This is a genomic window from Streptomyces torulosus (genome assembly GCF_001419765.1).
GTDB classification, from domain to species: Bacteria; Actinomycetota; Actinomycetes; order Streptomycetales; family Streptomycetaceae; genus Streptomyces; species Streptomyces torulosus.
This window is the reverse complement of record NZ_LIRK01000204.1, coordinates 37,180-57,674: the sequence shown is the minus strand read 5'-3', so window position 1 is coordinate 57,674 and position 20,495 is coordinate 37,180. Positions and strand designations below refer to the sequence as shown.

Sequence of the window (20,495 nt, the reverse complement as noted above, 5' to 3'; positions counted from 1 at the left end):
GCCGCGGTGGCCCGCCGCTCAGGAGAAGACAGCGTACGGCCGTCGCCTTTCGCACCGGCGGTCTGTCATCACCAAAGTGAGTGACCTGCTCCAGTCGTGAAGGGAGAACGACATGTCCGAAGTGACACGCAGACGGTTTCTCGCCGCCGGGGCGGCGGCTGGAGCAGGGATCGTGCCGGGTGGCTGGACGGCCGTCGCCAGGAGCGGCTCGGCCGCGCCGCCGGAGGTTCTGGCCGCCAACGATCTCGCCCTGTGGTACGACAAGCCGGCCGGCGCGGACTGGCTGCGGGCACTGCCGATCGGCAACGGACGCCTCGGCGCGATGGTGTTCGGCAACGTCGACACCGAACGGCTGCAGCTCAACGAGGACACCGTCTGGGCCGGCGGTCCGTACGACTCCGCCAACACTCGTGGCGCGGCCAACATCGCCGAGATCCGGCGGCGGGTCTTCGCGGATCAGTGGGGGCCGGCGCAGGACCTGATCAATCAGACGATGCTGGGCAGCCCGGCCGGACAGCTGGCCTACCAGCCGGTCGGAAACCTTCGGCTCTCCTTCGGCAGCGCCACCGGTGCCTCGCAGTACAACCGGACCCTCGACCTCACCACCGCCACGGCCCTCACGACCTATGTGCTGAACGGCGTGCGGTACCAGCGTGAGGTGTTCGCCAGCGCACGGGACCAGGTGATCGTGGTCCGGCTGACGGCCGACCGGGCCAACGCCATCACCTTCAGCGCCACGTTCGACAGTCCTCAACGGACAACGCTGTCCAGCCCGGACGGGGCCACGATCGCCCTCGACGGCACCTCCGGCACCATGGAGGGCATCGCCGGACGGGTCCGGTTCCTCGCCCTGGCCCACGCCGCCGTGACGGGCGGCACGGTCAGCAGCTCGGGCGGCACGCTACGGGTCTCCGGTGCCACCAGCGTGACGGTGCTGGTGTCGATCGGCTCCAGCTACGTCAACTTCCGGAAGGTCGACGGCGACTACCAGGGGATCGCGCGGAGCCACCTCAACGCTGCCCGCAACGCCGGCATCGACCAACTACGCACTCGGCATCTCGCCGACTATCAGGCGCTGTTCGACCGGGTGTCGGTCGATCTGGGACGTACGGCGGCGGCCGACCAGCCGACCGACGTACGGATCGCACAGCACGCGCAAGTGAACGACCCGCAGTTCTCCGCTTTGTTGTTCCAGTTCGGCCGGTATCTGCTCATCTCGTCCTCGCGGCCGGGCACCCAGCCGGCGAACCTGCAGGGCATCTGGAACGACCAGATGGCTCCGTCCTGGGACTCGAAGTTCACCGTCAACGCCAACCTGCCGATGAACTACTGGCCCGCCGACACGACGAACCTGCCCGAATGCTTCCTCCCGGTCTTCGACATGGTCAACGACCTGACCGTGACCGGCGCCCGGGTGGCACAGGCGCAGTACGGCGCCGGCGGCTGGGTGACGCATCACAACACCGACGCGTGGCGGGGCGCCTCGGTCGTCGACGAAGCGCGGTGGGGGATGTGGCAGACCGGCGGCGCATGGCTGGCCACCCTGATCTGGGACCACTACCTGTTCACCGGTGACATCGACTTCCTCCGCTCGAACTATCCGGCCCTGAAGGGCGCCGCCCAGTTCTTCCTCGACACCCTGGTCGCCCATCCGACGCTCGGACACCTGGTCACCAACCCGTCGAACTCTCCGGAGCTCGCTCACCATACGAACGCCACCGTCTGCGCGGGGCCCACCATGGACAACCAGATCCTGCGCGACCTTTTCAACAGCGTCGCCCGCGCCGGCGAAATCCTCGGCGTGGACGCGACCTTCCGCGCTCAGGCACTGGCGGCCCGGGACCGGCTGGCCCCGACACGGGTCGGCTCCCGGGGCAATGTCCAGGAGTGGCTTGCCGACTGGGTGGAGACCGAGCGGAATCACCGGCACGTCTCCCACCTGTACGGTCTGCATCCGAGCAACCAGATCACCAAGCGCGGGACACCCCAGTTGCACGAGGCCGCGCGGCGGACGCTGGAACTGCGCGGTGACGACGGGACGGGTTGGTCGCTCGCATGGAAGATCAACTTCTGGGCGCGGTTGGAGGACGGTGCCCGGGCCCACAAGCTGATCCGGGACCTGGTGCGCACGGACCGGCTCGCGCCCAACATGTTCGACCTGCACCCACCGTTCCAGATCGACGGCAACTTCGGCGCCACCTCGGGCATCGCGGAGATGTTGCTGCACAGCCACAACGGGGAACTGCATGTGCTGCCGGCGCTGCCGGCCGCCTGGCCCACCGGGCGTGTGAGCGGACTGCGGGGTCGCGGCGGGTACACCGTCGGCGCCGAGTGGAGCAGCGGCCGGATCGAGTTCGTCGTCACACCCGACCGAACCGGTGCCGTCCGGGTGCGCAGCCGGATCTTCGCCGGCGACTTCACGCTGCGGGACGATGCGAGCGGCGAGCCGGTCCAGCCGAAGCGGCTCGAGGCCGATCTCATCGAGTTCGCCGGCCAGGCCGGCAAGACCTATCGCGCGTCCGCAGTCAGGTCGGGGCCGGTGGAGGCCGGCGTGGCGTATCGGCTGGTGGCCCAGCACAGCGGCAAGGCTGCCGACATCAATGGTGCGTCCTCGGGCGCCGGTGCGCTGCTGGTCCAGTGGCAGATCGCCACCGGTCGCAACCAGCACTTCGAGTTCCTGCCCTCCGACGACGGACACTACAAGATCCGGGTGGGGCGCAGTGGTCTGGTCCTGCACGCGGCCAGTGGCAGCAGCGGCGCCGACATCACCCAGCAGCCGGATACCAACGCCGCTGGCCAGCAGTGGCGGACAGTCGACCACGGCAGTGGCGTGATCAGTCTGGTCAACCGGCAGAGCGGCCTCGCCCTGGACGTGTGGGAGGCCTCCACCGCCGACGGAGCCCGCATCTCCCAGTGGGCGGCCACGGGTAGCGCCAACCAGCGATTCCAACTCCAGCGCATGTAGTCAGGCGGCCTGTCGGAGTTGCCTACCGGTGCGGCGTTCGCCGTGGCCTGCGGCGCGAAGAAACAGCGGTGCGGTGTAGGTGCCGTCCGAGTCACGGTAATCGTGCGGATTCGGGCGGCGAGCTTCGCGGCGGCCATCTGTCGGGCCGCCTGGCGGCTCCACAAACTCCGTGCCCGGCGCCGTCGAGCCGGCATGACGACAGCAGCCGCCATTGCCCCTTCCTCTTCGGTAATCATGCGCCGGTCGGCATAAAAATCCACCGGTGACTACGCCTTGCCAACGTGTGATCACACCGGGAATGCTGATGTCCGGCAGGTCCTTGAAAGTTGTACGACCATCGCTTTTCGGGTGTGGAAGTGGCGGCGGCATGCGAGAACGGGGCACACGATTTCGGTCAAGGCGACGGTCGTCGGCCGGTGTCCACACGTGACCACGGTGGCCGTCGGAGCGTTAGATCTCGACTCGCTGAGCCGGTCGAGCCCGCCCCTGCGACGGGAGTCGCGCTCAGGCGTGGATATCCCGGTCCCCGACGTCGGCCCCTTGGCCTCGCCGCGCCTCGGCGGATTCGGAGGCGAGGCCGTCCGGCGCGGGGCGAAGGCATGAGCACGGAAGCCCAGTTGCTGTCCTGCCGCAAGATCTTTCCCGGGGTACCCGACGGCCTCCCGGCCTCCCGGCCCGACGCGATCGAGGCCTGCGCGCGGCGCCACGTGCTCGCCCCCTGCGGACCCCATGCCCTCGACGCGACCGGCCCGCCCGGCCGCCGTCCTGGCGGGGAAGCGGCGGATGCGCCCACCAACGGCCTCCTCCAGGACACCTCGCGCCGCGCCCCGGAACCGTCCGCACGCTCCGACGGAACGTCGTCCTCGCCAGGGTGCGGACGGGCGGTTCGCCGGAAGGCTACGGGTGCTCGTGCGCGACATCCACGCGGGCCGGGCCGAGGGACTCGGCGTGCTTCTGACCGAGAACGGTCCGCACAGGCGTGACAAGGCGTGCCGTCCGCTGAGGCGGTTCGCCACCCCTCTCTCTACCGATACGGAGGAATGAATCATGCGTATTCTCGTCGCCGGGGCCACCGGAGTGATCGGACACCCCCTGGTGGGAGCGCTGCGGGCACGGGGCCACGAGGTGAGCGCGCTGGTACGCCAGGAGTCGCGGGAGCGGGCCCCGGAGGCGGACAGCGTCGTGGTCGCCGACGCCCTCGACCGCGATGCCCTGCTGTCGGCGGTGTCGACCGCCCGCCCCGAGGTGGTGGTCCATCAGATGACGGCGCTGCGCCTGCTGGGCGACGACCCGGTGGCGGCCTTCACCCTGACCGCGCGGCTGCGTACCGAAGGCACCGCCAACCTGATGGAGGCGGCCCGGGCGGCCGGAGCGGGACGGCTGGTCGCGCAGTCCATCGCCTTCGCGGCCGCCCCGGCCGAGGAACTGGTCCTCGACGAGGACGCACCGCTGTACGTGGACGCACCCGATCCCGGCTGGGCCGCCACCGTACGGGCTGTCGCCGAGTTGGAGCGGCTGGTTCTGAACAGCGGGCCGCTCGCCGGCGCGGTCCTGCGATACGGCACGCTGTACGGCCCCGGCACCATGTACGCCCGCGACGGTGGGGCAGCCCAGGCGGTACGGGCCGGGCAGCTCCCGCTGCCCGGGAACGGCACCGGGATCACGTCGTTCCTGCACGTGGAGGACGCAGTGGCGGCCACGGTCGCCGCCGTCGAGTCGGAGGCCACCGGGGTGTTCCATGTGACGGACGACGACCCGGCCCCGGCCGCGCAGTGGCTGCCGCACTACGCCCAAGCGCTGGGCGGCCCGGCCCCTCGTACGATCCCGGCGGACCACGCGCCCCAGCTGCTCGGCTGGTTCCTGGCCCATCAGCTCACCGCCGCGCACGGCGCGGCCAATGACCGGGCCCGTACGGCTCTGGGCTGGAAGCCGCTGCGGCCGAGCTGGCGCGAGGGACTGGGCCAGGAATGACCGGCACGGTCCGGGACGGCACCAACGGCCGCTCCCACGCAATGAAATGACGCGATCACCCTGAGAAAAGTGGAACTGTGAACCCGATCACGACGTTACGCCCGTCCGCCGACACCGTGGAGCGGTACCGCAAGGAGGGCCTCTGGCGACCCGACACCATCCTGGACGACCTGGCGCGGTGGAGTGCCGAGACTCCCGACGCCCCTGCCCTTCTCGTGTCGGAGGCCGGCCGGGGCCCCGTACAGATGAGCTACGCGCGGTACGCCGAGTACGTGGACCGCTTCGCCGGCGCGTTGCACGCGCTGGGGGTGCGCAGCGGTCACGTCGTCGCGATGCAGCTGCCGAACGTCTGGCAGGTCGGACCGCTGCTCCTGGCCTGCGCCCGGCTCGGGGCCGTCGCCGCGCCCATCATGTGCGCGTTCCGCCCTCGTGAGCTGGAGCGGATGCTCCGCCGGCTGGACGCCGTCGTCTGCGTGACCATCGACCGGTGGGACGACTTCGAGCACGCCGCGGCGCTGGCCGACATGGCACCCCGGCTGCCCGCACTGCGCCACCGCGTGGTGCTCGGTGAGCGAACCGCCGACGGGGACGACGGGGAACTCGACTTCCGCGACTTCTTCGAGCACACGGAGCACAGCACCCTGCCTGATCCGTCCGTGGTGGACCCGGACCGGGTCTCCCTGGTGCTGTTCACCTCCGGTACCTCCGGTGAGCCGAAGGCCGTACTGCACACCCTCAACACCTTGTACGCCTGGTACGCCCCCGTCGCGGCCGCCGACGGCATCGGCCCGCACAGCCGCGTCTACTCACCGAACGCGGCGACGCACATCGTCGGCCTCACCATGGGGATCTTCATGCCGCTGCACCGCGGGGGGTGCGCGGTCATGACGGACCGCTGGGCGCCGGAGGCCATCGTCCCCTTCCTGGCCCAGGCGCGGGTCACCTGGATGGTCATCGTCCCGGTCTTCCTCTCCGCGCTGATCGACGCGATGGAACGCACCTCGAGGCGACTGGACGCCGTGCGCATCATCCGCGCGGGAGGCACCACGGTCCCGCAGCCGCTGTTCAGGCGGGTGACGGAGACCTTCGGCATCCCGTTGGACGTGGGCTGGGGCATGACGGAGGGCGCCAACACCTTCACCCGCGCCGGAGAGCACCCGGACCTGGCCGGACGCACGGTCGGGCGTTGCGCGCCGGGCCATGAGATCGACCTGCGGGCCGACCACCCGATCAGCGACGACCGACCCGGGCGTCTCTTCGTGCGCAGCCCTTCGCTGTGCCTGGCCACCTGGGGCCGGGACGACGGCCGTTTGACCGTGCTGGCCGAGCACGACGACGGCTGGTACGACACGGGTGACCTCGCGGCGCCGGACGGCCACGGCGGCATCCGCCTCCACGGCCGTGCCGAAGACCGGATCGGCGTCATCATGATCCCGGTCAGTGACGTGGAGTCGGCACTGCTGGACCACCCCGACGTACGAGATGTCGCCCTGGTCGGCTACCCGGACGGCCATGGCGGCGAACTCGCCTGCGCGGTCGTCGTCCCGGGGGAGCGGACGCCCACCCTTGAAGGGCTGCGCGACTGGCTCGGCGGGCTCGGCATGAGCGAATGGTGTCTGCCCTCCCACCTGGAACTCCTGCCCCAACTGCCGCGCAACGAGACCGGCAAGGTGCGGAAGAACCTGCTCCGGGAACGGCTTCGGCTCCGCTCGGACTGACCGAGAGGTTCGGGTCGCCCGGGAGACCATCCCTGGGCGACCCGACTGTCAGGCCCTGCGCCGACCCCGCGTGGGTTCGCCTCTGTCAGAGGAAGACGCGGCGGGTCTGTGGCCCTGGCCCTTGAGAGGCGCTGGTGCCGCGAACCGCGACCGAGGTGGCGGACCAGCCCTCGGGCACGAGCCCTCGCATCAGGTCGCCGCGTGACTGCGGTACCGCGCTCTGCTGGCGCGGTACCGTTGGAGTGCTAGGACGCCTGGCGGGCCGTGGTGACGAAGAAGGTCGCCGTCGCGGTGAAGGCGTTCCGGCGCGAGAGATCGCTCAGGTCGTCCTTCCACCGCGCCGCCTCCTCCTCGCTGACGACGCCTTGGGTGAGAGCCGCCGTCAGGGCCGGCTCCAGCACCACGCCGAACGCGGACGCGTGGTCGTTCAGCGCCGCCATGATGGGAACGACCTCGATGTCGGTGAAGCCAGCGTCGGCGAGGTGGGAGGCGCTGCGGGTGCCGGAGTGGGGATTCGGGACGGCTGAACAGAACGCGCGCTTGACCGCCTCGGTCGTCGCGGGGATCCGTGAACTCACCGCCATCGACCCGAGATCGGGGTCCGCGAGAACGATGGTTCCGCCCGGCCTCAACACCCTGCGGGCCTCGGACAGTGCCTCGGCGGGATCGCCGAAGTGGAGGAAGGTCCGCTCGGACCGGTACCACGACAGTTCACCGTCCTCGAACGGCAGCTCGAAGGCGCTGCCTTGGAGGAAGCGGCAGTGCGGGAACCTGGCCGAGGCCGCGTCGACCATGGCCTGGCTGCTGTCGACTCCCACGGCGTCCTTTCCGAGCCGTACGAGGTCCGCTACGGCGCGCCCCGCGCCGCACCCGATGTCGGTTCCCTTGCCCTCGGCGGTCTTCAGGGCGCGGTAGGTGGCCTCTCGCACCGCGCGACCGCTCTCGCTCTCCTCCATCTTCCGCAGATAGGCGATGAAGTCCTCGGGGACGCCGGACGAGTCGACGTCGTGGAAGCGTGCGGCAAGGCTCTCGGCCGTGCGTGGTCCGGAGGTGTCCACGTGCTGCTGTCTCCCGTCAGGGGTGCCTGATGTGTGCGTGCGATTGGCGCTTGTTGAAAGTCAAAGTAGAGTAACAGTAAGGAAGTTGGGGGCCGTGAGTACTGCAGTCGGTGTCCACCGGGACTGCCGGCCGGGTTCGTCATCGGCGTGGTCACGGGTGGGGCCTGTCCGGCCCCGGCCTGTACCTCGCGGGGCCCGGAGTCACCCCCCTCGCACACGACGAGGGGCGGCGGACCCAGGCCCCGTCCGCCGCCCCCGCATCGGGTCGACGCACCCCGTCAGCGCCCCTTGATACCGGTCAGCGGGGTGACAACCCGATGTTCGCTCCGGTGAGGGATCAAGGCCACCATCGCTCAGCCCGAGGACCAGCGGGCCCACCGCCAGCGCCGGGGACAGGCCGGTGGCCGGCCCCCGGCGCTTCGACAAGGCGGCGCAACGGTGCCTCAGACAACCCGACTTCAGGCTCTAGAAGAACCCGAGCTTCTGAGGGCTGTAAGAACAAAGAATGTTCTTCGTCTGCTGGTAGTGGTCCAGCATCATCTTGTGGGTCTCGCGGCCGATGCCCGAACCCTTGTAGCCGCCGAACGCGGCGTGTGCGGGGTACGCGTGGTAGCAGTTCGTCCAGACGCGGCCCGCCTGGATGGCACGGCCGGCTCGGTACGCCGTGTTGGCGTCCCTCGTCCACACGCCGGCCCCCAGGCCGTACAGCGTGTCGTTGGCGATCTTGATCGCGTCGTCGAAGTCGTCGAACGACGTGACGGACACGACCGGCCCGAAGATCTCCTCCTGGAAGATCCGCATACGGTTATGGCCCTCGAAGATCGTCGGCTGGACGTAGTAGCCGCCCTTCAACTCGCCACCGTGCTCGATGCGTTCCCCGCCCGTGAGGACCTTGGCCCCTTCCTGCCTGCCGATGTCCAGGTAGGAGAGGATCTTCTCCAACTGGTCGTTGGACGCCTGCGCCCCGATCATGGTGTCGGTGTCCAGCGGGTGCCCCGTCTTGATCTGCTCCGTGCGGGCCACGGCCGCCTCGAGGAACTCGGCGTAGTGCCCACGCTGCACCAGCGCCCGCGACGGGCACGTGCACACCTCGCCCTGGTTGAGCGCGAACATCGTGAAGCCTTCGAGGGCCTTGTCGCGGAAGTCGTCGTTCGCCGACCACACGTCGTCGAAGAAGATGTTCGGCGACTTGCCACCGAGTTCGAGCGTCACCGGCGTGATGTTCTCCGAGGCGTACTGCATGATCAGACGCCCGGTCGTCGTCTCTCCCGTGAACGCCACCTTCGCCACCCGCGGGCTCGACGCCAGCGGCTTCCCCGCCTCCACCCCGAACCCGTTGACGATGTTCACGACGCCCGGCGGCAGCAGGTCCGCGACCAGGCTCAGCCAGACATGGATCGACGCCGGAGTCTGCTCCGCCGGCTTGAGCACGACCGCGTTGCCCGCCGCCAGTGCCGGCGCCAGCTTCCACGTCGCCATCAGGATCGGGAAGTTCCACGGGATGATCTGAGCGACCACCCCCAGCGGCTCGTGGAAGTGGTACGCCACCGTGTCGTCGTCGAGCTCCGCCAGCGAACCCTCCTGAGCACGCACCACCCCCGCGAAGTACCGGAAGTGGTCGATGGCGAGCGGGATGTCGGCGGCCAGCGTCTCGCGCACCGGCTTGCCGTTCTCCCAGCTCTCGGCGACCGCCAGCTTCTCCAGGTTCGCCTCCATCCGGTCGGCGATCTTCCGCAGGATGTCCGAACGCTCCGTCACCGACGTACGACCCCAGCCGGGCGCGGCCGCGTGCGCCGCGTCCAGCGCCCGCTCCACGTCCTCACTCGTGCCCCGCGCGATCTCCGTGAACGGCAGCCCGTTCACCGGACTCGGGTTCTCGAAGTACTGCCCGCGCGCCGGCGGCACGTACTCACCGCCGATGAAGTGGTCGTACCGCGCCTCGTAGGAGACGACCGCGCCATCCGTACCAGGTGCTGCGAAACGGGTCATTGGAATACCTGCCTCCCCAGAAGCGCCACCCGCCGTTGGGCGGCTCTCTTGTGGAGGCTAGGAATCCGACGGTTGCAACGACGTTGCGCGTGGCCCGTGGCGTGGACGCCTCCGCCCTCCCGCACGCAGCTCCGTCTCCAGTTCCCGCAATCGCGCGCGTACCGCCGCTGTGGGTCGTACGGCCGCGAGTGCGCGCCATACGTCGAGGTCCTCCTCGCCCCAGGGCGTGTGCGCCCAGTCGGCCAGCAGGTCGGGATCGCGGCGGGCTATGAGAGCCGTGCGCAGCCCCTCGGCGAGTCTGTGGCGCAGTCGGGCGACCGCCGGGGCCTGCGAGCCAGGCAGCAGCGGACCTGCGTACGCCGTCGCGGCCGCCGTCACCGCACCCGTCTCCAACCTCCGCTCCACGACCGCCACATCGGACTCCACCGGAACCATCAGCCGGTACGGACGCGAACCGAGCAACCCGGGGCCGAGCAGTCTGCGCAGCCTCGCCAGCTCGGCCCGCAACGTCACCGGCGTCACCGACTCGTCCTCATACAGGGCGCAGAGCAACTCGTCGCCGGAGAGCCCTTCCGGATGCCGGGCGAGCAGCACCAGGATCTCGCTGTGCCGTCGGCTGAGCCTCACCTTCCTTCCCGCCACCAGGAGTTGCGCCTCGTCCCGACCGAGGGCCGTCAGCTCCAGCGCGTCGGCAGGGGCGCCGGGCGGTGCGAGCAGCGCCAACTGGGACTCGGCGGCCCGAGCCACCGCCTGTACGAAACCGAGACTGTGCGGGTGTGCCAGCCGGTCGCCGCCCGTGATGTCGATCGCGCCGAGCACCCGACCGGTGCGCGGATCGTGCACCGGCGCGGCCGCACACGTCCACGGCTGCACTTGCCGTATGAAGTGCTCGGCCGCGAACACCTGCACCGGCCGGCCGACGGCGACGGCCGTACCCGGCGCGTTGGTCCCGACCTCGGACTCCGCCCAGCGCGCCCCCGGCACGAAGTTCATCCCGTCCGCCCGGCGTCTGGTCGCCGGATGTCCCTCCACCCACAACAGCCTGCCCTGCGCGTCGCACACGGCCAGCAGATGCTCGCCGTCCGCCGCGAACGTGCCCAGCAACTCACGGACCAGCGGCATCACCCTGGCGAGGGGGTGCTCCGCGCGATAGGAACCGAGGTCGCCGTCCGTCAGTTCCACACGTGCGGTGCCCTCCGGTCCGACGCCGGCTTTCGCGGAGCGCCGCCACGAATCGGCCACCACGGAACGGACCGGCCGGGCCACCGCGCCGCCCTGGGTGAACGCCTCGTGCGCACGGCGCAGCACCCGCACTCGCTCGACAGGGTCGGCTCCCGGCTCCAGAGCCACCCATGGATCGGTCAACTCGGCCTCCCGGCAGTCCGTGCATGGCAGGGTCCATCGTCAACCTCGCACCCGCGCCCGACAAGCCATGAGACGTACCCGGCGGTTCCGCCTCCACGACCTCAGACGGCGTTGACCAGACGTATGTACCGGGCCCAGTCCCAGTGCGGCCCGGGATCGGTGTGGTCGGTGCCCGGCACCTCGTGGTGGCCGATGATGTGGTCGCGGTCCTTGGGGAGGCCGTACCTGTCGCAGACCTCCGAGGCGAGGGCCGCCGACTGCTCGTACATGGCATCGGTGAAGTACTCGGGGCGCTCGACCCAGCCCTCGTGCTCGATGCCGATGCTGCGTGCGTTGTAGTCCCAGTTGCCCGCGTGCCAGGCGATGTCCCGCTCACGGACGCACTGGGTGACTCTGCCGTCGGCCGATCGCAGGACGTAGTGCGCGGAGACCTGCTTCGCCGGGTTCCAGAAGACGGGCATCGTGTTCTTGTAGGTCGTCTGCGTCACGTGAATGATCACCAGGTCGACGGGGTGGCTCGTCGGGCGGTCCGCCGCCGTGTAGTTGGCCTCGCTCGCCGGCTCCCACAGGGCGAACGCGTGGTCCACGGGCGCTGGGTGGGCATCCGCGCGGGGACTCGGGAGCAACGCGTAGGGGATCGCGGCGAAAGCGGTGCCTTTCAGCAGCCGCCGCCTGCTCGGCAACGCTTCGGCTCGCTCCATGGGGTCTGCCTTTCAGAGGGGGGCTGAATCCGATCTGCGGGGAGGGGCGCCCGTGTGTGAGACGCATCCGCAGGTCGAACGGCTGCGCCTCGCGTGATTCACGGTACGGCGATCAGCCGATGCGCCGTCGAGGCGTGGGGGAAACGGTGGAAAAGCGAGCCGTTGTGGACAACTCCGCCACCTTCAGGGGTGAGATGGCCGTGACTGCCCGGGACTTGAGGACAGCTTCTCCCGCTTCGGCGCGCCCGCGCTCTCTGCCGGGTTACGCCCGCGAGGCAACCAGGCGAGCGGTGCGCAGCGCCGGGTCCTGGCCGCGATCTCTGCGGTTACGCCCGGACCCCGACCGTCGCCGGGTCGTCGAGCACCGCCCGTACCACCGAATGGGCCGCGCCCAGGAGCGGTCCCTCGGAGCCGAGGCGTGACACGGTCACGGCGCATGCGGGCCCCGCTGTCCGCCGGGCCAGCTCACGTTCCAGTGACGGGACGAGCCAGGGTGCGAGAGCGGCCAGGGCACCGCCCAGGACCACCGTCTCGGGGTCCAGCAGATTGACCGCGCCGGTCAGCGCGATACCCAGCGCGGTACCGGCGCCGCGCAGCGCCCGGCGTACCTCCTGGTCCCCGGCGGCGGCCCGCTCGGCGAGCAGCTCCACCCGGTCCTCGCCCGGCTCCAGCCCGGCCGCCCGCAGCACGGCCTCCTCGCCGGCGTACTGCTCGAGACAGCCACGCCCCCCGCACGCGCACTGCGGGCCCTCCGGCCGTACGGGCACATGGCCCAGCTCGCCCGCGAAGCCGCGGGTGCCCCGCAGCAGCCGGCCGTCCACGACCACCGCGCCACCGATACCGATCTCCGCGGAGACATGCAGGAAGTCGCGCGGCGTCGCGGCGCCTAGCCAGAGTTCGGCGAGGCCGCCGAAGTTGGCCTCGTTGTCGACGGTCAGCGCCAGACCGTCGGGGAGCAGTGCGCCGAGGTCCGTGTCCTGCCAGTCGAGGTTGGGGGCACGGACCACGGTGCGGGCGTCCCGCGCCACCAGTCCGGGCACGGCGACCGCGAGGCCCGCCGCCCACAGGCCCTCCTTCTCGGCCTCGGCGACGACCTGCCGTACGAGCACCGTCAGCTCGTCGATCACCGGCTCGGGGGAGCGGCCGCGGTTGGTCCCGTGCCGCACGGCACGCGCGCGTACCGCGCCGCGCAGGTCCACCGCGCACACCGCGAGGTGGTCGACGCCGATCTCCGCGCCGATTCCGGCGGGACCGCGTCCGCTGAGAGCGAGCGCCGAACCGGGGCGGCCGACCCGGCCGGGACGCTCCGGACCCAGTTCCTCCAGGAGCCCCGCCCGGATCAGCTCGTCCACCAGCGTGGACACAGCCGCCCGGGTGAGGCCGATGTGCGACGCCACCGCCGCGCGGGAGAGCGGGCCCTCGGCGTTGACGGTGTGCATCACCCGGGAGAGGTTGCGGCGGCGCATGCCCTGCTGAGTGTCGGGCAGGCGGCGGCCGGGACTGCTCGGGTGCGCCTCGTGCAGCGGTGCGGTCATACCTCCCCCGGTTCCTCTCGAAGTGTCGTGGCTGATGGCCCTCAGATCATGCCGGAAGCGTATCTCCCCACTTCAGGCGCCCTTGCCCGGTCAGCGGCCGCCAGGCTCGCGCTCCAGCAGCGGCGCCGCGTCGGAGAGTACCCCTGAGATCCTGGCCAGCGTCTCCTCGTCCCGCTCGACCGCCTCCAGCACCGGCCCGCGCGTGGTGTCCCAGCGGCGGGCGACCGCGGCCGGGTCCTCGCCGGTGAGGAGCCCCGCGGCCTGCGCGGCCGCGCCCAGCGCGACCAGTTCCTTGGCCTCCGGGACCTGCACCGCCCGCCCCGACAGCCGTCGCACGGTCTGCTGCCACGCCGTGCCCCGCGCGCCGCCGCCGATCAGCAGCAGCGGAGCCGAAGGGTCCGCGTCCGCGTCGAGCACCAGGTCGAGGGCACCGAGCAGCGAGTGCACGGCACCGTCGTACGCGGCCTGGAGGAGCTGTCCGCCGGTCGTGTCGTGCCGCAGCCCGTGCAGGAGACCGGAGGCGTGCGGGAGGGCCGGGGTGCGTTCGCCGTCCAGGTAGGGGAGGAGGGTGACGCTCGTGCCGGGCTCCACGGCCTCGCGGTCCAGACCCAGCAGCGCGGCGACGCGGTCGACGGCCTGGGTGCAGTTCAGGGTGCAGGCCAGCGGCAACCAGTCCCCGTGGGCGTCCGCGAAGCCCGCCACCGTGCCGGTCGGGTCGGTCGGGCGATGCTTCGACACGGCGTACACCGTGCCGGACGTGCCGAGGCTCAGCACCGGTGTGCCGGGCCGCAGGCCGAGGCCCAGCGCGGCGGCCGCGTTGTCCCCGGTGCCCGGGGCGACGAGGGTGCCCTTCGCGAACGGCAGGTCGTGGGCGTCCCGCACGGTGCCGGCGACCTCGCCGGGCCGGACCACACGGGGCAGCAAGGCCGGGTCCAGGCCCACATGGGCGAGGACCTCCTCGTCGTACACCTCCGTCCCCGAAGCCCACCAGCCGGTGCCGGAGGCGTCACCGCGGTCGGTCGTGCCCTGTCCCGTGAGGCGCTCGGTCAGATAGTCGTGCGGCAGCCGGACGGCGGCGGTGGCGCGGACCGCCTCGGGCTCGTTCTCGGCGAGCCAGGCCCACTTCGTGACGGTGAAGGACGTACCGGGGACGCTTCCGGTGCGCTCGGCCCAGGCCTTCGGGCCGCCGAGCTCCGCCACCAGCCGGCGCACCTGCGGCGCGGAACGCACGTCGTTCCACAGCAGCGCCGGGCGCACCGGTTCGCCCTGCGCGTCGAGCGTGACCAGGCCGTGCTGCTGACCGCCGATCGACACCGCCGCGGCCTCACGGGCGGGCTCACCGCACTGGCGCAACGCCTCGCACAGCGCGTCCCACCACTGCCGCGGATCGCTCTCCCGGCCCGCGCCGGACGACACGGTGTGCGGGGCCTGCCCGCTCGCGACCACCCGTCCGGTCGACGCGTCGACGACCAGGGCCTTGGTGGACTGTGTGGACGAGTCCACACCGACGACGAGCGGACCCTCGGCTGCTGACATCGGGCTCTCCCTCTCACGCGGGCTCGTGACTGCCGCCGACGCGGCTGACGCGTCCGACGGGCGACATCTTGTCTTCCCAGAGACGCGTCCGCATACTAATTTGTAAATCGCCATGACGAAATAGTCGGAGCGCAAGGAGCCGCGGCATGAACTACCAGCCCACCCCCGAGGACAGGTTCACCTTCGGCCTGTGGACCGTCGGCTGGCAGGGAAGGGACCCGTTCGGCGACGCCACCCGGCGCGCCCTCGACCCTGTCGAGACGGTGCAGCGTCTGGCCGAACTGGGCGCCTACGGCGTGACCTTCCATGACGACGACCTGATCCCCTTCGGGTCCTCGGACAGCGAGCGCGAGGAGCACATCAAGCGCTTCCGTGCCGCCCTGGACACCACCGGCATGACCGTGCCGATGGCCACCACCAACCTGTTCACGCACCCCGTCTTCAAGGACGGCGCCTTCACCGCCAACGACCGGGACGTCCGCCGTTACGCGCTGCGCAAGACGATCCGCAACATCGACCTGGCGGTCGAGCTCGGCGCCAAGATCTACGTCGCCTGGGGCGGCCGTGAGGGTGCCGAGTCCGGTGCCGCCAAGGACGTGCGCGTGGCGCTCGACCGCATGAAGGAGGCCTTCGACCTTCTGGGCGAATACGTCACCTCCCAGGGCTACGACCTGAAGTTCGCCATCGAGCCCAAGCCGAACGAGCCGCGCGGCGACATCCTGCTCCCCACGGTCGGTCACGCCCTGGCCTTCATCGAGCGCCTGGAGCGCCCGGAGCTGTACGGCGTGAACCCCGAGGTCGGCCACGAGCAGATGGCCGGGCTGAACTTCCCGCACGGCATCGCGCAGGCCCTGTGGGCGGGCAAGCTCTTCCACATCGACCTCAACGGCCAGTCCGGCATCAAGTACGACCAGGACCTGCGCTTCGGCGCCGGTGACCTGCGCTCGGCCTTCTGGCTGGTCGACCTCCTGGAGAGCGCCGGTTACGCGGGCCCGAAGCACTTCGACTTCAAGCCGCCGCGCACCGAGGACTTCGACGGGGTGTGGGCGTCGGCCGCGGGCTGCATGCGCAACTACCTCATCCTGAAGGAGCGCGCCACCGCCTTCCGCGCCGACCCGCAGGTCCAGGAGGCCCTGCGCGCGGCCCGCCTTGACCAGCTGGCCCAGCCGACCGCCGCCGACGGTCTGCAGGCGCTGCTCGCGGACCCCACCGCGTTCGAGGACTTCGACGCGGAGGCCGCCGCGGCCCGCGGCATGGCCTTCGAGCAGCTCGACCAGCTCGCGATGGACCACCTGCTGGGTGCCCGCAGCTGATCACGCGCGCGTGAAGGAGGCCCCCGCCGCTCGTAGCGGCGGGGGCCTCCCGCTGTTCAATGCGGCGGGTTCGGCCCACCTCCCGGAAGGGGCGGTTACCTTGCCGAGGCTCGCGCAGGTCTCCGACACGCTCACGCCTCGGTGAAGCGCTCACGCCTCGGTGTCGACCGAAGCCAGTGCCGTCGCCGGATCGTGGGCGGCCGGGCCCGCCGGCGCCCAGCGGCCCCGCTCCCTGCGGTACGGCCACCAGCGGCCGTCCCGTCCGAGGCGCAGCTGGGCGGAGCCGCCGACCACGGTCCAGCGGTTGTGGGCGGGGCGCAGCCGTGGCCGTTCGTCGTCGTCCCAGGCCGCTTCCAGGGCGTCACGCGCGCGTGCGAGCGGTTCCGCCGGGACGGGCCACTCCTCGTCGAGGACGGCGAGCCCGGCCGCGCCGCCGTACCGCCAGGCGCGGACCGCGAGCGCCAGCCCTTCCCCGCCACGCCCGGAGCCCTCCGCGAGCCGTGCCGCGACGCTCGGCTCCGGGGCGCCGGCGGCCAGGCGCACCGCGTCCTGATCCGGCGTGGGTTCTGCCTCCACGGCCTGCTGATCATGTCCGTCGCGCAGGGCCTCGGCCAACAGCCTGTGGGCCTCCTGGGCGGTCCTCGCCACCAGGAACTCCAGCGCGCCCGGGTCGACACCGGGCCCTGGCGGCACCTCGGTGTCGAGGGACGGCGGCAGACCGGGCTCCGCGGGCAGCCCGGGCGGCTCCGGGAGCGGAGGCAGGATGTCGCCGGCCGCGTACGCCTCGGCGGCGTCCAGGCCGTCCTGGGGGCTTTCCGGTGCGCTCTGCTCCTCGGTCTCGGGGGCGGCACTGCGGACCTGGAGTTCGTCCAGCAGCGCCCGCTCGGCGCGGCCCCGCATCAGCAGCAGGACGAACGGATCCTGGTCCAGCAGTCGCGCCACCTGGTAGCAGAGCGCCGCGGTGTGCCCGCAGTGGTCCCAGGCGCCGCAGTCGCACTCCGCCTCCAGGTCTCCGAGGCCGGGCAGCAGGTCGACCCCGGCCGTCGCCGCGTCCTCGACGAGATGCGGCGGCATCTCACGGTCGAGCAGGGCGGCGATGTGCCCCGACCGCTCCGCGGCCATCCCGAGGAAACGGTCCCAGTGCTCCTCGGACAGTTCCTGGAGCAGGACGTCGGCGCGATGGGCCGTGCCGTCCCGGTCCTGGACCACGGCCGTGACCCGTCCGGGGCGCACCGCCACGGCTCCCACGGCTCCCGCGCGCGCGAGTCTGCGCCCCTCCTTGAGCTGCCCGGAGTCCAGCGCAGCGTCCTCCAGCGCCTTCAGCCAGGCCCGGCCCCACCACGTCTGCGCGAATCCACGCTGCACCGGCGCGAGCGTGGCGAACGTGCGTTCTTCGTTCTGCCCGCTGCGTTCCTTCATCGTGCGTCCCCTCGCAGTTCCACCAGGTCGGCCAGTTCGGCGTCGGACAGCTCGGTGAGGGCCGTGTCGGCGGAACCGAGCACCGCCTCGGCCAACGCACGCTTGCGGACCAGCATGTCCGCGATGCGGTCCTCGATCGTTCCCTCCGTGATCAGCCGGTGCACCTGCACCGGCCGCGTCTGGCCGATGCGGTACGCCCGGTCGGTCGCCTGTGCCTCGACGGCGGGGTTCCACCAGCGGTCGTAGTGCACGACGTGTTCGGCGCGCGTCAGGTTCAGGCCGGTGCCGGCGGCCTTCAGGGACAGCAGGAAGACGGGAACTCCTCCCTCCTGGAAGCTCTCGACCATCGCCTCGCGCTCCGGGATCGGTGTGCCCCCGTGCAGGAACCGCGTCGGCACGCCACGCGCCGCGAGATGGCGCTCCAGGAGCCGCGCCATCCCCACGTACTGCGTGAACACCAGAACGCTCGCCCCCTCGGAGAGGATGGTGTCCAGCAGTTCGTCCAGCAGCTCCAACTTCCCCGACCTGCCGGCGATCCGGGGCCGCTCCTCCTTGAGGAACTGCGCCGGGTGATTGCAGATCTGCTTGAGCCCGGTGAGCAGCTTCACGATCAGCCCGCGCCGTTCCATGCCGTCGGCCCGGGCGATCTCCGCCATCGTCTCGCGAACCAATGCCTCGTACAGGCCCACCTGCTCCCTGGTCAGCGACACGGCGCGGTCCGTCTCGGTCTTCGGCGGCAGTTCCGGGGCGATGCCCGGATCCGACTTGCGGCGCCGCAGCAGGAACGGCCGTACGAGGCGGGCGAGCCGCTCCGCGGCGGCGGGATCCCGGCTGCCCTCGACAGCCTGCGCGTACCGGGTGCGGAAGGTGCCGAGCCTGCCGAGGAGCCCCGGGGTCGTCCAGTCGAGGATCGCCCACAGCTCGGACAGGTTGTTCTCCACCGGAGTGCCCGTGAGCGCCACACGCGCGCGTGCCCCGATGGTGCGCAGCTCCTTCGCCGTGGCCGAGTACGGGTTCTTCACGTGCTGCGCCTCGTCCGCGACGACCATGCCCCAGGGGACGTCGCCGAGCCATGACGCGTCGAGCCGCATCGTGCCGTACGTGGTGAGGACGAACTCCCCGTCCGCCAGCCCGTCCAGGGTGCGCCGGGTGCCGTGGAAGCGGCGCACCGGAACGCCGGGCGCGAACTTCTCGATCTCGCGCTGCCAGTTGCCCATCAGCGAGGCCGGGCAGACCACGAGTGTGGGGCCGGCGGAGGAGGCTTCGGACTGCCGGTGCAGATGCAGGGCGATCAGGGTGATCGTCTTGCCGAGCCCCATGTCGTCCGCGAGGCAGCCGCCCAGCCCCAGAGACGTCATCCGGGCCAGCCAGCCGAGGCCCCGCAGCTGGTAGTCGCGCAGGGTCGCGGCGAGCCCCGACGGCTGCCCGACAGGTACCTGCCCCTCCGGGTCCGAGAGCCGCTCCCGCAGAGTGGCCAGCCAGCCAGTGGGCCGCACGTCGACCATCCGGCCGTCGATCTCGGTGGAGCCCGTCAGGGCGGCGCCGAGCGCGTCGACCGGGGACACCTTGTGGTCCCGCTGCGCTCGGGCGCGGCGGATCTCCTCCGGGTCGACGAGGACCCACTGGTCGCGCAGGCGCACCATCGGGCGGTTGGCCTCCGCGAGCGCGTCCAGCTCCTCGCGGGTCAGCCGCTGGTCGCCCAGGGAGAACCGCCAGTCGAAGGCGAGCAGCGCGTCGGCCGACAGGAATGACGGAGTGCCGGAGGCGAACCCGCCGGAACCGGTCGTGGTGGGGCTGCCCGTACCGGCCGCCTTTTCGTCGCTCTGTTCGTCGTCCGACGGACCGATGACCGCGCGGGCGGTCAACGTGCGTGCCAGCTCCTTGGGCCAGTGCACGTCGACGCCTGTGGCGGCCAGTGTCCGGGCCCCCTCGCCCAGGAGGTCGGTGATCTCCTCGTCGGCGAGATGCACCGCGTCCGGCACGGCTGCCGAGAGCAGCGGGGTGAGCGGGGCCCAGGCGCGAGCCGCGCGGCGCAGCGCGAGCAGGGCGTCCATCCGCGCGCGCGGGCCGAACGCCTCGGCACCGGCCCACACTCCGGACGCGTCCGAGACCAGCGCCGGGTCGCTGACGCTGTGCACCTGGAGGACGGCCCGGAACGACAACCCGGTCTCGTCCGGGTCGGCCGAGGCCAGTCCGGGGACCTCCACGCGCAGCGACAGGCGGACCCCGGCGTCGTGACCGGCGGCGACATCGGCGGCCCAGGCGCGCTGCTCGGGCACCGACTGCGGCTCCCGCGCCGCGAAGGCAGGGCCACCTGCCGCGAGGGCGGCGGCGGGGGAGCGCGGCAGCGAGTCGGCGACCGCGTCGAGGAACGCGCGCAGCAGCCGCTCGGGGTCCGGCAGACGCAGTGGCGAGGAGTGGTCGACGGGTACAGCGTGTGCCTCCGGCGGCATCGCCGCCGCCAGCTCGCGGAGCCGTTCCAGGGCCTCCGCCCGCAGGGGGCCGATCCGCCACGCGTCATGGCCCGCGGCGGTCACACCGGGCAACAGAAGTCCGCGCGCGACGAGTTGCAGGGCCAGGACGGCGGCGGTACCCCAGAAGACGGTCGACCGGTCGGCGTCCGCCGCCGCACGCGCGCGTGTGAGCACCGGCAGGGCGGCGCTCACCGGGAGCGACACGACGGGAACCGTCAGCAGCTCGACACCCGTCTCGCCGGGCAGGACGACCGTCGACTCCCCGGCGGAGCCCACCGCGACGGGCGGCGGTGCCGTGCCGTCGGGGCGCCGGAAGACGAAACGGCCGGTCCGGGCCGGGTCGTCGGCCACGAAGGCGGCGTGACAGCGGGCCAGCTCAGAAACATCGGCAGGGGACGCCGCGAGGTTCATCGGCACAGAGATGCTGAACTCCTCAAATTTGACTACCGCA

12 protein-coding genes are annotated in these 20,495 nt (G+C 71.6%); 4 read left to right on the top strand and 8 right to left on the bottom strand.

The window, feature by feature from the left end:
- The first annotated feature begins 112 nt into the window (after positions 1–112).
- From AOK23_RS15180 to AOK23_RS15170, 3 genes are all read left to right on the top strand, one after another.
- Complete coding sequence (locus tag AOK23_RS15180) at positions 113–2,965, top strand: glycosyl hydrolase family 95 catalytic domain-containing protein (protein WP_055713247.1); 2,853 nt, start codon at positions 113–115, stop codon at positions 2,963–2,965.
- 1,047 nt (positions 2,966–4,012) lie between these two features.
- Entirely contained in the window at positions 4,013–4,936 is a 924-nt protein-coding gene (locus tag AOK23_RS15175) for an NAD-dependent epimerase/dehydratase family protein (RefSeq protein ID WP_055713246.1), read from the top strand.
- Between the two features lie 77 nt (positions 4,937–5,013).
- Positions 5,014–6,654, top strand: coding sequence for an AMP-binding protein (locus AOK23_RS15170; RefSeq protein WP_055713245.1), 1,641 nt, complete (start codon positions 5,014–5,016; stop codon positions 6,652–6,654).
- A 245-nt stretch (positions 6,655–6,899) separates the two neighbouring features.
- Here the strand turns inward: AOK23_RS15170 and AOK23_RS15165 are convergent, their stop codons facing one another.
- From AOK23_RS15165 to xylB, 6 genes are all read right to left on the bottom strand, one after another.
- Positions 6,900–7,712 carry a methyltransferase domain-containing protein gene (locus tag AOK23_RS15165; RefSeq protein WP_055713244.1) on the bottom strand — a complete coding sequence of 271 codons (813 nt, stop codon included), beginning with the start codon at positions 7,710–7,712 and terminating at the stop codon, positions 6,900–6,902.
- A 465-nt stretch (positions 7,713–8,177) separates the two neighbouring features.
- The gene (adh, locus tag AOK23_RS15160) at positions 8,178–9,701 is read right to left on the bottom strand and encodes an aldehyde dehydrogenase (protein WP_055713243.1); all 1,524 of its coding nucleotides are present in this window, start codon (positions 9,699–9,701) and stop codon (positions 8,178–8,180) included.
- A gap of 57 nt (positions 9,702–9,758) precedes the next feature.
- Positions 9,759–11,066 (bottom strand): GAF domain-containing protein, encoded by a 1,308-nt coding sequence (locus tag AOK23_RS15155; protein WP_107102795.1) that lies wholly within the window; start codon positions 11,064–11,066, stop codon positions 9,759–9,761.
- Positions 11,067–11,167: 101 nt separating this feature from the next.
- Positions 11,168–11,767, bottom strand: a complete 600-nt coding sequence (locus tag AOK23_RS15150) for an N-acetylmuramoyl-L-alanine amidase (RefSeq protein ID WP_055713241.1) — start codon at positions 11,765–11,767, stop codon at positions 11,168–11,170.
- A 326-nt stretch (positions 11,768–12,093) separates the two neighbouring features.
- Positions 12,094–13,302, bottom strand: a complete 1,209-nt coding sequence (locus AOK23_RS15145; protein ID WP_055713240.1) for an ROK family transcriptional regulator — start codon at positions 13,300–13,302, stop codon at positions 12,094–12,096.
- A gap of 90 nt (positions 13,303–13,392) precedes the next feature.
- The gene (xylB, locus tag AOK23_RS15140; protein WP_055713239.1) at positions 13,393–14,838 is read right to left on the bottom strand and encodes a xylulokinase; all 1,446 of its coding nucleotides are present in this window, start codon (positions 14,836–14,838) and stop codon (positions 13,393–13,395) included.
- Between the two features lie 146 nt (positions 14,839–14,984).
- On the opposite strand from xylB, the gene xylA reads away from it, so the two are divergent.
- Positions 14,985–16,151 (top strand): xylose isomerase, encoded by a 1,167-nt coding sequence (gene xylA, locus AOK23_RS15135; protein ID WP_055713238.1) that lies wholly within the window; start codon positions 14,985–14,987, stop codon positions 16,149–16,151.
- A 150-nt stretch (positions 16,152–16,301) separates the two neighbouring features.
- Here the strand turns inward: xylA and AOK23_RS15130 are convergent, their stop codons facing one another.
- Positions 16,302–17,570 (bottom strand): hypothetical protein, encoded by a 1,269-nt coding sequence (locus AOK23_RS15130; RefSeq protein WP_055713237.1) that lies wholly within the window; start codon positions 17,568–17,570, stop codon positions 16,302–16,304.
- A complete protein-coding gene (locus AOK23_RS15125) occupies positions 17,567–20,455 on the bottom strand; it encodes a DEAD/DEAH box helicase (protein ID WP_055713236.1) in 2,889 nt (962 codons plus the stop codon). The genes AOK23_RS15130 and AOK23_RS15125 overlap by 4 nt, the downstream gene beginning before the upstream one ends.
- Positions 20,456–20,495: the final 40 nt, after the last annotated feature.